The sequence below is a fragment of the Oceanobacillus massiliensis str. N'diop genome (assembly GCF_000285495.1).
GTDB classification, from domain to species: Bacteria; Bacillota; Bacilli; order Bacillales; family Amphibacillaceae; genus Oceanobacillus; species Oceanobacillus massiliensis.
On the sequence record NZ_HE610978.1, the window covers coordinates 543,661 to 557,729 of the forward strand.

Annotated in this window: 15 protein-coding genes; 8 read left to right on the forward strand and 7 right to left on the reverse strand. The window is 40.8% G+C overall.

Annotation, left to right across the window (positions count from 1 at the left end; translation table 11 throughout):
• The first annotated feature begins 136 nt into the window (after positions 1–136).
• Complete coding sequence (locus OMHG_RS12590) at positions 137–451, forward strand: PepSY domain-containing protein (RefSeq protein WP_010651229.1); 315 nt, start codon at positions 137–139, stop codon at positions 449–451.
• Between the two features lie 89 nt (positions 452–540).
• On the opposite strand, the gene OMHG_RS12595 is transcribed toward OMHG_RS12590, so the two are convergent.
• A complete protein-coding gene (locus tag OMHG_RS12595; protein ID WP_010651230.1) occupies positions 541–1,398 on the reverse strand; it encodes a YtnP family quorum-quenching lactonase in 858 nt (285 codons plus the stop codon).
• A gap of 211 nt (positions 1,399–1,609) precedes the next feature.
• Here OMHG_RS12595 and OMHG_RS18385 point away from each other — a divergent pair, with 211 nt between their 5' ends.
• Positions 1,610–1,744, forward strand: coding sequence for a BA3454 family stress response protein (locus tag OMHG_RS18385; RefSeq protein ID WP_147629069.1), 135 nt, complete (start codon positions 1,610–1,612; stop codon positions 1,742–1,744).
• A 110-nt stretch (positions 1,745–1,854) separates the two neighbouring features.
• Here OMHG_RS18385 and OMHG_RS12600 read toward each other — a convergent pair whose 3' ends face one another.
• Positions 1,855–2,553, reverse strand: coding sequence for a DNA-3-methyladenine glycosylase family protein (locus OMHG_RS12600; RefSeq protein WP_044476934.1), 699 nt, complete (start codon positions 2,551–2,553; stop codon positions 1,855–1,857).
• A gap of 350 nt (positions 2,554–2,903) precedes the next feature.
• On the opposite strand from OMHG_RS12600, the gene OMHG_RS12605 reads away from it, so the two are divergent.
• The 3 genes from OMHG_RS12605 (at position 2,904) to OMHG_RS12615 (ending at position 5,361) form a co-directional block, all read left to right on the forward strand.
• A complete protein-coding gene (locus OMHG_RS12605; protein ID WP_010651232.1) occupies positions 2,904–3,086 on the forward strand; it encodes a hypothetical protein in 183 nt (60 codons plus the stop codon).
• A 1-nt stretch (position 3,087) separates the two neighbouring features.
• Entirely contained in the window at positions 3,088–4,557 is a 1,470-nt protein-coding gene (locus OMHG_RS12610) for a sodium:solute symporter family protein (protein ID WP_010651233.1), read from the forward strand.
• 348 nt (positions 4,558–4,905) lie between these two features.
• Positions 4,906–5,361, forward strand: a complete 456-nt coding sequence (locus OMHG_RS12615) for a YndM family protein (protein ID WP_010651234.1) — start codon at positions 4,906–4,908, stop codon at positions 5,359–5,361.
• Positions 5,362–5,381: 20 nt separating this feature from the next.
• Here OMHG_RS12615 and OMHG_RS12620 read toward each other — a convergent pair whose 3' ends face one another.
• Positions 5,382–6,749, reverse strand: a complete 1,368-nt coding sequence (locus OMHG_RS12620) for a hydroxysqualene dehydroxylase (RefSeq protein WP_010651235.1) — start codon at positions 6,747–6,749, stop codon at positions 5,382–5,384.
• A 161-nt stretch (positions 6,750–6,910) separates the two neighbouring features.
• Positions 6,911–7,183: a hypothetical protein gene (locus OMHG_RS18390; protein ID WP_154648237.1), complete on the reverse strand. Its 273-nt coding sequence runs from the start codon at positions 7,181–7,183 to the stop codon at positions 6,911–6,913.
• Positions 7,184–7,214: 31 nt separating this feature from the next.
• Here OMHG_RS18390 and OMHG_RS12630 point away from each other — a divergent pair, with 31 nt between their 5' ends.
• Positions 7,215–8,348, forward strand: a complete 1,134-nt coding sequence (locus OMHG_RS12630; protein WP_010651237.1) for a zinc-dependent alcohol dehydrogenase — start codon at positions 7,215–7,217, stop codon at positions 8,346–8,348.
• Between the two features lie 142 nt (positions 8,349–8,490).
• On the opposite strand, the gene OMHG_RS12635 is transcribed toward OMHG_RS12630, so the two are convergent.
• Both OMHG_RS12635 and ybaK read right to left on the reverse strand, forming a co-directional pair.
• Entirely contained in the window at positions 8,491–8,679 is a 189-nt protein-coding gene (locus OMHG_RS12635; RefSeq protein WP_010651238.1) for a hypothetical protein, read from the reverse strand.
• A 353-nt stretch (positions 8,680–9,032) separates the two neighbouring features.
• Positions 9,033–9,521 carry a Cys-tRNA(Pro) deacylase gene (gene ybaK / locus OMHG_RS12640; protein ID WP_010651239.1) on the reverse strand — a complete coding sequence of 163 codons (489 nt, stop codon included), beginning with the start codon at positions 9,519–9,521 and terminating at the stop codon, positions 9,033–9,035.
• Between the two features lie 170 nt (positions 9,522–9,691).
• Between ybaK and OMHG_RS12645 the strand changes: the two genes are divergently transcribed.
• A complete protein-coding gene (locus tag OMHG_RS12645) occupies positions 9,692–11,158 on the forward strand; it encodes a potassium/proton antiporter (RefSeq protein ID WP_010651240.1) in 1,467 nt (488 codons plus the stop codon).
• A 192-nt stretch (positions 11,159–11,350) separates the two neighbouring features.
• Here OMHG_RS12645 and OMHG_RS19090 read toward each other — a convergent pair whose 3' ends face one another.
• Positions 11,351–13,333: a methyl-accepting chemotaxis protein gene (locus OMHG_RS19090; protein ID WP_010651241.1), complete on the reverse strand. Its 1,983-nt coding sequence runs from the start codon at positions 13,331–13,333 to the stop codon at positions 11,351–11,353.
• Between the two features lie 188 nt (positions 13,334–13,521).
• Between OMHG_RS19090 and OMHG_RS12655 the strand changes: the two genes are divergently transcribed.
• Positions 13,522–14,046: a GNAT family N-acetyltransferase gene (locus tag OMHG_RS12655; protein ID WP_010651242.1), complete on the forward strand. Its 525-nt coding sequence runs from the start codon at positions 13,522–13,524 to the stop codon at positions 14,044–14,046.
• Positions 14,047–14,069 lie beyond the last annotated feature (23 nt).

The following is a 14,069-nucleotide window of genomic DNA, read 5'->3' on the forward strand; positions in this document are numbered from 1 at the left end:
AACTTTCTATCTAAGTATAACTGAATATATCTAAAACTTTCCACTAATCGGGTATGTTTGATTTTCATTTTAAAATTATATCCTGTATACTTACAACTAATATAGAATCAATTAATCTTTTCGAGAGGTGAATGAATTGAGCAGAAAAAAAGTAATTCTTGCCGCCGCATTGGGCGTTGCTATAGGTTATTTAGCAAAGGAGCAAGTGAATAACTATCAAAAGATAACACCCGAGAGAGCATTGAATAACGCGAAAGAAATGTTTAAGCGAAAAGGACCAATCAGTGGTTCATGGATCTATATGAAACCTGAGGAGATCGAAAAAAATGGTCTGCTTTACAGTGCATACCGCGGCGGCATTACACGTAATGTTGATGGGGAAAATAAACAGTTTGAATTCTATGTCGATGTAGAAACTGGCGGTATTGTCGATACAAAGGAAACTATTTAAATAAAAATTAACAGATGAATTAAAATAAATGAAGACCGCAGCTTATGGAAAAAAGACCAAAACAGACCGGCCAAATGGCCGGTCTGTTTCTAGCTGTAATTATATCTTTCCCGTTTAATTGCTTCAGTCTGTTCTCCTGCTTGATTGAATTTTACTGCCCGATAATAGGCATCATGATAGAATGTGTACCAGGCCTCTTTTCGGTAACCAAAATCCATCCATTTCTCCTTTTCATGGACAGAGCTTATTGGGTAATCATCATAAGCAAGCACCCATAGTTTATTCTGGTGTGCATGTGTTGGCATGATATCAGCCATATGGATCAAGGTTTCATTACCTTCCTCAAAAACAATGATTGCGTGTCCATCACTATGCCCGCTTGTATGAATCATTTTCAGACCATCTGCTATTTCAACTTCTTTATCAAACGTTTTTACTTGCTCGACGATTGGTTTCCAGTTCTTTTCCCAATAGGAATTGACCGATCGAATGTTTGGGTGTCTCATTTCATGCCATTCCACTTCTGATGTATAAATCACCGCATTTTTAAAAACAGACTCATATTCATCTTCCCTGACCTTTTTCGTCAGCCCGCTAGCATGGTCATAATGCAAATGCGTCATTAATACAGCATCAATATCATTAACCGACAAATCTAACTGCTTCAATGATTCTTCCAGCCCCGATTGCTCCAGAACCCCGAAATTGCGCAATTGCTTTTCCGTAAGTTTTTCATTTCCGATGCCTGAATCGATCAGAAAATTTTTCCCGTCGATCTGCAGCAGGATTGGATCTGTTCGCAGCTCGATCTGGTTTTTTTCATTCGGCTCATATTTTCGCTGCCATAAGGCTTTGGGTACAACTCCGAACATTGCACCACCATCCAAATGTGTTACACCACCATTTAACCATGTTAAACTTGCCCTTCCAACTTTCAGCTTCTCCATACTCCCATCCCCTCCTGTCTCTTTCAAGTGTAGCTAAATTAAAAATACTTTGCAAACGCTAACAAACCTATGAAAGATAAATAATTGTAAAATCTTAAACAATAGGCTATACAAAAACCAAATAAGATATTATAATATAAACAATATTTATACTATTTAATATGTTTTCTTTTTATTCAGCGAGGTAATTAATACATGGAGGTGAGAATTGATGATTCAAATAAATTTAACAGTCGATTATGAAGGAAAGTTTTACACAACCAATGTGATAGCAAAACGGGACGCAACATATGATGAGATTATGCAGCAGGCTATTTCCCAAGTGGAAAAGCAATGGAAAGTATAAGAAAATGTAGGCATCAGAAATGATACCTACATTTTCTTTTGCTCCAAGTATTGTTCCGTTACCACTTAAAAAAGCCTGGCCTCTCTGCTAGAGTGCTCTGCCCTTTTGCCTTAAGGCTTAAGCATTCCCCTTCTTCTTGCTTTTGCCCGCCTCTTTTTTTCCGCATCGGATAAAGGCGCGTAATCCTTCATCCCGGGGATTGCACCTGTTGCAATCTCCCATAAATACAAGCTGGCCACGCTAGCATATGGAGTATAACGCCGTTTGTATTTATCAAATAATTTCTTATCAATTCGCCGGTGGTGATACAGCATCCGTAACCCACGATGGATTGCCAAGTCGTTCCAGCTCATGATATTGGCACGCTGCATGGAGAAAATTAAAATCATTTCCGCTGTCCAGATACCGATCCCCTTCAATTCAGATAGTCTTTCGATTACTGCTTCATCGGGAAGATCATACAACGATTCTATTTCAAGTTCCCCGCTCATTACTTGATCTGCTGCCAGTTTGATGTATTCTGCCTTCCTCATTGATATGCCGCATGCCTGAATCTCTTTTGCACTTTTTCCCGCAATATTTTCCGGAGTGATAGTTCCAATCATGCTAACCATTCTCTTCCAGACTGTCTCCAATGCCTTCATTGAGATTTGCTGTCCTACAATATTGTTAACGAGCGCCTCGAAGATATTCGTCATTATCTCGCGTTCAATTGGTCCAATTCGATCAATTGCTTCCCCAAGAATTTTATCTTTCTTTCGTAAATAATCTGTGGCTTCTTGTCCATATTGGAAAATCATAGGCTTCATCCCTTTATCATAGTCATATAAATGTAGCTTTATTGTATCCGATCAGAAAATGTTACCCTGTTATTTTGTTTATAATGATTAATTTTAGCATTTTTTAAATTATCTATAAAAAGTTATGGCATTATTGAAAACTATTTGCTATGATATTTTATGAACATTTTATGAACACTTGATGGGGGTGCAAATCAGATTCAACAGGAATTTCATTGTCTTTAATGTGAATTTTTTCACATGCATTTATCAATTTTACATAACAGCATGAAAAACATACATAGACAGCCGCGGCAAACGGGAATTTGATTGGACGATTCCATATGTGTAAAAGAGAAATAGCTCTGGAGGTGTTTTAAATGAAAAGAAACGAATTAAAATGGGCCTTGGCCATACTAATCATTTTAGTATTGGCATATACCCTTCCTTATACCGTCTTTACTGATGTGACAAAGTGGTATGGGAGTTTTCTCGTCTGGACAGTACTTGCACTAATTACGATTATCATCAATTATTTCTTAACAAAGGATTGGGGTAAATAATATGACTACTGCATTGATATGGTGGGCAATTGGAATTTATATTGTTATTGCCCTGCTGATCGCATATTTATCAAGAAGCGGAAAACAGAATAACATGGAAAGTTATTTTCTGGGAGACAGGAAACTCGGCGGTTTCGTTTCGGCTCTCAGTTATAGTGCAACAACATATAGTGCTTTTATGCTCGTCGGTCTTGCAGGCTTGACCTACAATGGCGGAGTTGGTGCTTTAGGGTTTGAACTCATATATTTGATGGGAGTTTCCTTGGTTGCCTTTTTTGGACCACGATTTTGGGTTGCAGGAAAAAAATATGGTTATGTTACCCCTTCCGAGATGCTCGGTGACCGTTACAATAGTAAATCTGTCGCGATTACCGTTGCGATTACAAACTGTCTTTTCCTCATACCATACAGCGCTGTTCAGTTATCAGGTGTTGGTTATTTACTGCAGGGTGTATCCAATAATGCGATCCCTTATACTTCAGGAGTATGGATAGCTACCATATTGGCTCTCATCTTCTCTTTTGTTGCTGGTATTCGCTCTGTAGCATGGACAGATTCCTTACAATCATTGTTTATGATCGTAAGTTCAACCGTCGTTGTCATAGTATTAGTAAATGGGCTTGGAGGATTTAGTGGATTCTTCGAAAAAATTGAAGCAGCCCAGCCTGAATCCTTAACGGTTCCTGGCAATGGGTTCTTCAGCTTCTTCGCATTTTTGGGAATGACCATTCCATGGTTCTTTTTTAGTTTATCAAATCCACAGGTCAGTCAGCGTCTGTACATGCCAAGTTCATTAAAAAGCATGAGATTTATGCTAATGGGCTTCCTCGTGTTTGGATTTATCTATACCCTTGTTGCTGTCAGTTGGGGGTTTTCAGCATCGATTATGTTTCCTGACTTGGAGAACGCCGATCTTGCCACACCATTGGTACTGTCTTCAGACCTTGTTCCGCCAGTGCTTGGTGTAATTGTAATGGTTGGAATTATGGCTGCTGCGGTATCAACAATCGATTCCATTTTATTGACCCTTTCTTCTCTGTTTGCCAAAGATGTTTACGGAAACGTAAGCAGGAAGAAGAGTGATAGAATGCAGCTTCGTGTAGGGAAAATAGTTATCCCTATCATCGCCCTTCTCGCCTATCTCTTTGCAGAAATGGAGCTGAATCTGATTGCTGTGCTATCCGTAGCCTCTTCGGCAGGACTGATAGTCGTCGTACCGTCCATCATCGGAACATTTTTCTGGAAGAGGGGCACTGCTGCCGGGGCACTTGTCAGTGTCATCATACCAGGACTTTTCGTCATTATAGTGGAGTTTTTCCAAATAAAACCACTCGGGCTTGCTTCCGGCTTATGGGGCATTATTCTTGCGGCTATACTCTTTATCGGTGTCAGCCTGGCAACAAAAGCACCGGAAGAAAAAGCAACAGAATTCTTATCCAACATTAAACAGGAATTAAAGAAAGCAAAGTAATTTGTAGCAAATAAATAAGCAGGAAAAGCGTTTAAACAAGAAAATCCGATCCAACATTCAAAATTCTTTTCAATGGATTTTGAATGAGATCGGATTTTTCTTTATGAAATAATTCCAACTCCCATGGATATGACGGCAGAATTGCGGTATTACGCCCACGCCCGCGGATTTGATGGCAGAAACGCGGTATTATGCCTAATAATCCCGCGGAATGTCTGCAGGGCAAATTGCTGTTGGTGCTGCCTTCGCAGTTTATTGATATTAAATTCTTTCATCCTTTATGTATGGTTGTATTTTGATTGGATAACCTAAGGCAATAAAATCAATAAAAAGAAAGGAAGAGGATCAATGAAATACGTTTTCCCTTTTATCGTTAAATTTATTATGATTACCGCCGTACTTTGGGTAGTTTTAGGGTTATTCTATAATGTGTCATTTGGAAATATTTTAGCAACAAGTTTGCTTCTCTCGGCTATTTCTTATGCTGGTGATATTTTCCTCATGCCAAAAGTTGGAAATACTGTGGCTTCACTTGCTGATTTTGTCTTGATATGGGCCGTTGTTTGGCTGGTAGGGAATAATATCTTCGAAGGACCTATTGCCCTTGGTACAGCTGCATTTATCTCAGCAGTTGCATTGACCTTGGGAGAAATTTTCTTCCATAGGTACTTAATAGATCACGTCTTAACGGATGAACACGATCAACAAAGTAAAGTTGCCCACTTTCCGAGTGAAAGGTACCAAACCGAGTTCAGTTCTGAAATGGAAGAAACAGATGGCCATCCGCCAAATGAAGAAAAATAAGTCGACGGCAATCTCCTATTTCATGAGATTGCCGTTTTTTTGTGCGCTTTCTGATTAAGGATTATCTCTGCTGCTTTATTTCCGGAAACGACTGCACCTTCCATCGTGGCGAAGAAAGGCTGCATTGTGTAATCACCGGCAAGTACTAGCCCGTCTACTGGGGTATTCTGTTCCGGCCGCAGCCAATTGTTACCAGGCTCCAGACTATGGAAATCATAATGATGGTTAATCTGGCGGTAATCGACGAGATGCTTTTCCAGATCCATTCCCAACTTTTTCGTATCCTGCAAAACGATTTTCAAGGTTTCTTCCGGTTCCATATCAAGGAATTTTTCTGGTTCCGCTAATATTATGGATAATCTTCCATGTGCGTGCCTGAATGTCGTCCGTGACTGTTCAGCAAAGCTTGCCAATGCAGTACCAGGTCCAAAAGTTGTGATATCCTTTGGGAGTGCCCGTTTGGTCAATTCTAACTGAAAAGTAACGGCTGGCATGACTGGAAGCTTCAGCATTGGTGCAAACCAGGGGTGATCTTCGAAATCTGAAGCGAGAATCTGTTTGGCCGAATGCAGGGTCGTCGCTAGCACGACATGGTCTGCCTGAATCGAATTCCCATTATCGAGTTTCACTCCATTTACTCGCTTATTTTGGTCAATGGTCAGTTTCTTTACCTTACAGCTTGTCCGAATCTCCCCACCTTTTCTTTCAATCGCCTTGCCGATTGGGTTGCACATAATGTCTGTCATGCCACCTAGAAACGCACCTATCCGCATCTTATAGATAGTAGGAATACCCGCGGCAAATAACCCGAAAAATGCATAGGCCGAATAGCGTTTTGGACCTATGAAAAAAAGACCGGAGCTTAGCGGCACTATCAATGATTGAAACGCATTCTCGGTTACTCCATACTTTTTGGCATAATCCGCTATTGATATTTCATCAAGCTGTTTGGGGGATTTTTTGTAATCTTTCAGTCCACTTGTGAAAAAAGGGATTAGGGAAAGCTTGTCAAGGGGAGATAGGATTCGATTATTGCCGATAACTCCTTTTAATGCTTGGTACGGACCCAGTAACGGGGCAATTCCGAATTTGGCTGTTTTTTCCTTTTCAGCCAATCGGACCTCCATTCGCTTTTCCCACATGAATATTTCCTTCAAATCAATGCCTGCCTTGCGAAGCATCTCTGGAAATGCAGTATAATAACCAATCATCCGGTGAAAACCTGACTCCACTTCCATACCATTATCCTGATAGTTCGATGTTCTCCCGCCAAGGACAGGTTCCGCTTCAAGCAATAATACCTTTTTCCTTTTGTCAGCAAGTTTCAGTGCCGACGCAAGTCCTGCCAAGCCACCCCCTATGATAACAACATCATAACGTTTCATCATAACCATCCCTCTCCAATTTATCTATTTTATATAATTGCCCTTTCCCTGCTGCAAATAAACTTTAAAAAGATGATGAATTTAAGGGTATTTTTTGAATAACAGTGCATAATACTCTTTGTAAAAGCCATTCCTTCACTTTGAAGAATCGGTTTTGCCAAAAACTAATACCAGGAGGCTACACTATGAACGAAAACAATAACCGCAACAGAAACCGCAATGAAAACAACGAACGCAACAACAATGTGGATAACGTTGAATTTGCAAACGAATTTAACGAAAATAACCTCGACAACAACAATGAAAACAACCGCAACAATAACAGAAGAAATAACAACAATAATAATAATAACGACAATAACAACAACCGCTAGAAGCAAAAACAGCGCCTGGGTGAAGATTCTTCTGCCCAGGCACTTTTTGTATACTTCTGGCATTTAGTCAAATTTTAACAATGGAGGAATTCAAGTGAAGGCAGTAACCTATCAAGGAAAATATAAAGTAGAAGTTAAATCGGTAAAAGCTCCCTCTATCCAGGATCCTCAGGATGTCATCATAAAAATTACTTCGACGGCCATTTGCGGGTCCGATTTGCATTTATATCAAGGGAATTTTCCTCTTCCTATTAATTATGTTATAGGCCATGAACCAATGGGGATCGTTGAGGAGATAGGTCCTGAAGTGACAAAAGTAAAAAAAGGCGATAGAGTTGTCATCCCTTTTACCGTTGCTTGTGGTACCTGTAAATATTGCAAAGGTCATCTCGATAGCCAGTGTGATAATTCCAATCCGCATTACGATTCAGGAGGGTATCTCGGCTATTCCGAAAAATTCGGCGATTATCCAGGCGGACAGGCCGAATATCTTCGGGTTCCTTTTGGTAATTACACGCCTTTTCTGATCCCTGAGGATTGCGAGTTAGAGGATGAAAAGCTGCTCTTTCTCTCAGACGTACTTCCAACCGCCTACTGGAGTGTGGAGAATGCCGGTGTTAAGCAAGGCGATACCGTTATTGTGCTAGGTTGCGGCCCTATCGGATTAATGGCACAAAAATTTGCCTGGCAAAAAGGTGCAGAACGAGTAATTGCAGTCGATTACTTTGGATACCGGCTCAATCACGCCAAATCTGTCAATCGGACGGAAGTGTATGATTTTACCCAGTATGATGATATGGGTGAGACGCTAAAAGAAATTACAAAGGGCGGAGCCGATGTTGTTATCGACTGTGTTGGAATGGACGGCAAGAAATCACCGCTTGAATTTGTCGAGCAAAAGCTTAAACTGCAGGGAGGAACCCTTGGACCCATTCAAATATCTACAAAAGCCGTAAAAAAAGGCGGTATCGTACAGATTACTGGTGTGTACGGAGGAAATTATAATTTATTTCCACTGGGCGCCTTCTTCTCTAGAAACATTACACTTAAAACCGGTCAGGCACCAGCGCGAAGCTATATGAAAGAGCTTTACGAGCAAATCGTCGCCGGCAAAATTGACCCGACAGATATCATCACACATAGATTGCCTCTCGATAAGGCAGAACATGCCTATGATATCTTTAACGGGCGCAAAGATGATTGTGTAAAGGTTATTCTAAAGCCATAATAAACTACGACAGTGCATAGTTTATTTTTGTTGACTATACAATTAGATTGGATTTTATTTGCAAGATACCACGCGGAATTGAATTTCCATTTTTTATGAAGATATAAAAAAAGTCCCAACTGGTTTGCTGGGACTTTATCTTTTAGCTAAAGTATGACAGTAGTTGCCGATGTGCCAGTTTGGCATGCTCAGCATCCTGATGCAGTCTTATACGAGTCACAGGATTATTTGAGTTTTCTGCAAGACTTTCCAGTTGATTGGAAATCCTTTCATGCTCCCCTGTCACGTAGCGCAGGTTTTCCATCTCTGTATGTGATAAAAAGTAATTCAAAGTGAATTTTCCTTTCCTAGTGATTAATTACCATTCTATCCTCTTGCATCAAAGTTATGCAGATACCTCCTATTTTCCTATTTATGCTTCCTTCAGCTCCCTTAAATACATTGTATTCCATTGCTGGCTTATCCAATCACTACTTAATTTAATGTATTGCAGATTAACAGGGTATTCAGCGTGAGAATAAGGTTAACTGCACTGTTATACACTATGAACGGTGAGGGGTAATCCGTTTAATATGCGGATGGTGCATTCGTTCATACGGGAAGGCTCTTTTCGTAAGTATTGTTGTTTCTAAACTTCCCATTTGCATGATACTCAAAAAAAGCTCAGGAGCACTCTCCTGGGCTTTATCCCATACAAATATCGGCATATGACGCATCTGTAATATTCACTAAGTCAGAAGGAGAAATCTCTATCTGCATCCCCCGTTTACCTGCAGAAACAACTATTTTTTCCATTACTTCTGCTGGTGCTGCGATATAAGTCGGAAAGCTTTTTTTCATTCCGATTGGCGAACAGCCCCCTCGTAAATATCCGGTCGTTTTTTCCAAATCTTTCATTGGCAGCATTTCGATCTTTTTATTTCCGCTCTCTTTTGCCAAAGCCTTCAAATCCAGTTCGTTCGCTGCTGGAATGCAGGCAACCGTCACTCCTGTCTTCTCCCCTAGTGTCACGAGTGTTTTATAAATTTTTCCCAGCGGCATCCCAGCCTTCTCAGCTGCAGACTTCGCATCGAGATGTCCTTCACTCCAGGAATACTCGTGTACATGATAGTCGACCCCAGCAGAATCCAGCATCCGGATAGCATTGGTTTTTTGCAGTTTTTTCTTTTTCATTTTGATTCCCTCTTATTGTTTTTTGGATTGGTTTTATGGTTGGCTCTATTTTAGCATAGCATAATGAGCGTGCAGCATCATTTGCGCTTTGCATTTTCTGCCATGTGTCGAACGCTTATTTTCAGGGTATAGTAGAAGGATTTAATTAAATGTCGGCATGGAGGTCCTATATGTTACCGGAGCTTAGCGATTCCACCTTTCTTATACTCACATTTTCAATCATCCTTATCATCAGTATTATTGGAACAAAATTCACTGCTAAAGTAAATACCCCATCCCTTCTCTTCTTTATCACGGTAGGAATGATTATTGGGAAAGAAGGATTGAATATATTTGCCTTCTATGACCCGGAAATGGCACAATTAATCGGAATGATGGCATTAGTGGTCATTTTATTTGACGGTGGGATAAAAACGGACTGGAAAACAATCAGACCGGTAGCGATTCCTTCCATCTCCCTTGCAACAATCGGAGTGGTCATTACTTCTTTCATTGTCGGCATGGCGGCGAAGATTATCTTTGACATGGGCTGGGCCGAATCTTTATTAATGGGGGCACTTGTTGGGTCCACGGATGCAGCAGCAGTCTTCGCTATGCTTCAAGGGAAAAATATTAAACCACACCTGGAAGCAACACTTGAAGGGGAATCCGGTGCCAATGATCCAATGGCAGTGTTCCTCACCGTCACTCTGATCTCTTTTATGGAACTGGAAAACAACGGCTTTCTGGCGGTGATCGGAAGCCTGTTCTGGAATATGGGCGGAGGTCTATTGATTGGACTGCTCGTCGGTTGGTTTGCGGCCAAATCGCTGCAGCGAATCTCACTGAACTCAAGCGGACTTTATCCATTACTTGCTCTGGCATTTGCCCTTTTATCTTACAGTGGCGCTTCCTTAGTAAATGCAAGTGGGCTTTTAGCTGTTTATACTACAGCATTGTTTATCGGAAACAGGGGCTTGCAGAACCGCAATGCAATTCTGTATTTTAATGAAGGATTCAGTTGGATCGCACAAATTGTCCTCTTTATTACGCTCGGCCTTTTTGTATTTCCAAGCGATCTGTTTCAGTGGAAAATCGTGTGGCAGGGGCTGCTGTTATCCATTATATTAATGGTGATTGCCCGGCCAATTGCTGCCTTTCTTTCCGTTACAGGAATGCGAATCAATCTAAGAGAAAAGTTATTGCTTTCCTGGGCAGGTCTACGTGGTGCTGTTCCCATCGTACTTGCAATGTTCCCGATGTTATCTGACCTGGAGCACAGCCAGCTGTATTTTAATGTTGTATTCTTTGTTGTCATAACCTCCACACTGCTTCAAGGTACAACCATTTCCTTGCTGGCGGAAAAGCTGAATCTGGTGGATCCGGGTATCCGTACGCAAATTAATCATCTGGAAATATTGTCCGTCGGTAAAAACAAATTGGAAATCGTTGAGATTGTCATTGATGAAAGTTCTTCCATTATTGGAAAAACCATCAAAGACATCGGCTTCCCTGAAAAAGTAAACATTACATTTATCTTAAGAGATGGTGAAACTATCTCCCCCTATGGAGATTTAGCCATCCAAGAGAATGACCTGCTTTACATGCTGGTCCCTTTCAAAGAACTCAACCAACTACAAAACCTGCTTGATAAATAATGCAGGTCCAAGGGGTGCCTGTCACTTCCCGAATTTTGTCGAATGCTGCATGGTTATACTGTTGGCCGGAAATTGGTTTAAAGGCTGGCAGCTTTTTGCCGTAAGAATTTTATTCCTTCATTCGCGGCCACCTCAAAGCAAACATTCAAAAACAGCCTGCTGGACCATATCACATATCCAGCAGGCTGTTCCTTATAATTTAAATTTACTTACAAGCTCATTCATTTCTTCTGCCAATTTGGCCAGCTGTTCGCTGCTGCTGGCCACTTCTTCCATGGAGCTGCTTGATTGTTCTGCAGTTGCTGCCGCTTCTTCTACACCTGCAGCAGCCTCTTCTGAAACAGATGCTATTTCTTCAATTGAAGCATTCATTTCCTGACTGCCGGCTACCATTTCGGATAGTCTCTCAGCTATGGACTGAATATTTTCAGCCATATCACTTACAGAGTCGCTGATAATTGTAAACGTTTCGCCAGTTGACTTAATTTGGCTTGTTCCCTGTTCGACTTCTTTATAGCCCATTTGAAGTGATTTCGCTACATTACTCGATTCCAACTGTATATTTGCAGCAAAGCCTGTAATATCTGTTACGGAATCAGATACCTGCTCCGCCAATTTTCTAACTTCGTCTGCGACTACAGCGAAGCCCTTTCCAGCTTCACCTGCCCTTGCTGCTTCGATTGCTGCATTAAGTGCTAGCAGGTTAGTCTGGTTGGCAATGTCCTGGATTACTTCAACCAGCTTGGAAATCTCCTGTGATTGTAAATCCAGCTCTGCCATTTTGGTAACTGCATCCTGCACAATACCATCAATCTTTTGCATCTGCTCATCGGAGGTTTTCATTAAATGCTTGCCTTTATCCGTTAAATCAAGCACGTCTTTGGAGGACTCTTTGATTTGTTCCCCTCTTGTATTTGTTTCCAGGATGTTTGCCGTAAAGTTACTCATCGTGCTTGCCAGTATACTTGCACTGTTTGCCTGCTTTTCTGTTCCGGCCGCAATCTCCTGCATCGTCATTGCAATTTGTTCCGAACCACTCTTCACTTCTGCAGAAGACTGAGTCATTTCCTCGCTTTGAGAAGCAACACTTGTTGATGAATCTGCTACCTGCGACAATGTCTCGTGAAGATTATCCTTCATGATTTGCATCGACTTGGTCAATTGGCCTACTTCATCATTACGTTTACTTTCTTTAATTGCCAGACGTAAGTTTCCTTTGGAGAGCTCGACCATCAGTTCGGAAATCTTGCGGACCGGATTTGCAATAGAATTGCTAAAGGTGATGGAGACGATTAAAACGATAACCAGCGAAATAGCGGAAATGATGATACCAGTCCATATAATCTGCTCATTCGTTTGCTGAATGGTTGAGATATCCTGCGTTATTCCAATAACCCCGATAATATTATTACCAGTTGGATCCAGCATTGGCAAATAGGAATTCATTGACTGATCGTCATATTCGGATACCTTTTCACCGTCAATTACAGCGTTCAGAGTCTCGGCGTCATCGAGTGTGCCTCCAATATTGTCATCCAAAGATGAATCAACTATGGCACCTTCAGCATTATATAAATCGATTGTCACACCTTTGAATTTTTCATTCATTTTTTCAAGGAATCTATCATCGACCCCCATTTGAAGCGTACCAATGATTTCCTTGTTATACATAATTGGAGAAAAGGCACGTACAGATAACCCGGAATCGCCAAATTCAAAACCGGAGATTGATTCTCCATTCAAAGCATGCTGGATGGCTTCCACACCACTTTTATCATCCCCAAATTGGGTCGGTTCGTGGCCGCGCAGAAATACGATGCCAGACGTGTCCCCATATTCAATTACATCGATTCCATGCTCTGAGAACAGACGGGAATAAATTCCGTTTACAAGATTCAGCAATGTTTCGCGATCCCCCGCATGAAAGGCTTCTACATATTCCAGATTCTGAGAATAGATCTCTGTAATATCCTGAAGTTCCAAAGCGACATTATCAAATTCGGTTTGAATAATCTGTTCCATATCGGACTGCTGCTCAGTAATCAGCTTATTAAAGCCATTGGAAGTTGTAAAGAAAATAACTACTATTGTAACTACCAACGGTAAAATTGTCAGTATTAAAAATATGCTTAGCAATTTCTTTTTTAAACTGTTCATCTTAAAAAAATTTTTCATCTGATAATCCCCTTATATTCCTCTATGTATCTTGCCATATCTGTCTTATTATCGGCAGTATATGTGCAATGTTTAGGACAATTGGATTATTTTTCTGGGGGTGCTATATTCAGGCAATTCAATCAATATATTCCGTTAAATGAAATTTGTTATACTTATCGAAACGTTATAATTATGGGGGTGACAGAATGAATTTTCAGTATAAATATGTGGAGCGCTACGAGAACTTCTCGAGAAAAGAGGAAGTCACGGATATACTTGAACAGGTGGAGCAGGAATTCACTCCCCCGCTATCTTCCTGGCCGTGGATGAAGGGGAATAGTTCCAGAGAAAGGATGGCATTCTACTTTAGACCTCATGTTTCGGTACTGATAGCAATCGACACGGAGACAGATACAATCGCAGGGCTCTTTCATCTTAGAGAGGATGATGACAGTGGAGAATTAGAGGCATTCTTGCCAAATTTAAAAATAGAAACCGTAATCGTGGCACCAGTATATCGTAATATCGGACTTGCAGGTAAAATGTATCAAGAAGTGGAAGAATTGAATAAATCTCATTATAAAAAGCCGTATTTGGCAAGCGCTACATGGGAGAGCAATGAGAAACAGCATCATTTATATAGGAAGAACGGTTATCGGCTTGCGTTTATATCTACGTATCCGATGAATGATCAGCTAAAGCGTTATTATTATGTCAAACAAGTGGAATAGCGAAAAAAGAGGATGGAATCACT

Coding starts and splice junctions, on each gene's coding strand:
- OMHG_RS19090 (WP_010651241.1), bottom strand. CDS start 13,333: ATGAAAAATTTTTTTAAGATGAACAGTTTAAAAAAGAAATTGCTAAGC.
- ybaK (WP_010651239.1), bottom strand. CDS start 9,521: ATGAAAAAGAAAAAACTGCAAAAAACCAATGCTATCCGGATGCTGGAT.
- OMHG_RS12610 (WP_010651233.1), top strand. CDS start 3,088: ATGACTACTGCATTGATATGGTGGGCAATTGGAATTTATATTGTTATT.
- OMHG_RS12615 (WP_010651234.1), top strand. CDS start 4,906: ATGAAATACGTTTTCCCTTTTATCGTTAAATTTATTATGATTACCGCC.
- OMHG_RS12655 (WP_010651242.1), top strand. CDS start 13,522: ATGAATTTTCAGTATAAATATGTGGAGCGCTACGAGAACTTCTCGAGA.
- OMHG_RS12600 (WP_044476934.1), bottom strand. CDS start 2,553: ATGAAGCCTATGATTTTCCAATATGGACAAGAAGCCACAGATTATTTA.
- OMHG_RS18385 (WP_147629069.1), top strand. CDS start 1,610: ATGATTCAAATAAATTTAACAGTCGATTATGAAGGAAAGTTTTACACA.
- OMHG_RS12595 (WP_010651230.1), bottom strand. CDS start 1,398: ATGGAGAAGCTGAAAGTTGGAAGGGCAAGTTTAACATGGTTAAATGGT.
- OMHG_RS12645 (WP_010651240.1), top strand. CDS start 9,692: ATGTTACCGGAGCTTAGCGATTCCACCTTTCTTATACTCACATTTTCA.
- OMHG_RS12605 (WP_010651232.1), top strand. CDS start 2,904: ATGAAAAGAAACGAATTAAAATGGGCCTTGGCCATACTAATCATTTTA.
- OMHG_RS12620 (WP_010651235.1), bottom strand. CDS start 6,749: ATGATGAAACGTTATGATGTTGTTATCATAGGGGGTGGCTTGGCAGGA.
- OMHG_RS18390 (WP_154648237.1), bottom strand. CDS start 7,183: ATGCCAGAAGTATACAAAAAGTGCCTGGGCAGAAGAATCTTCACCCAG.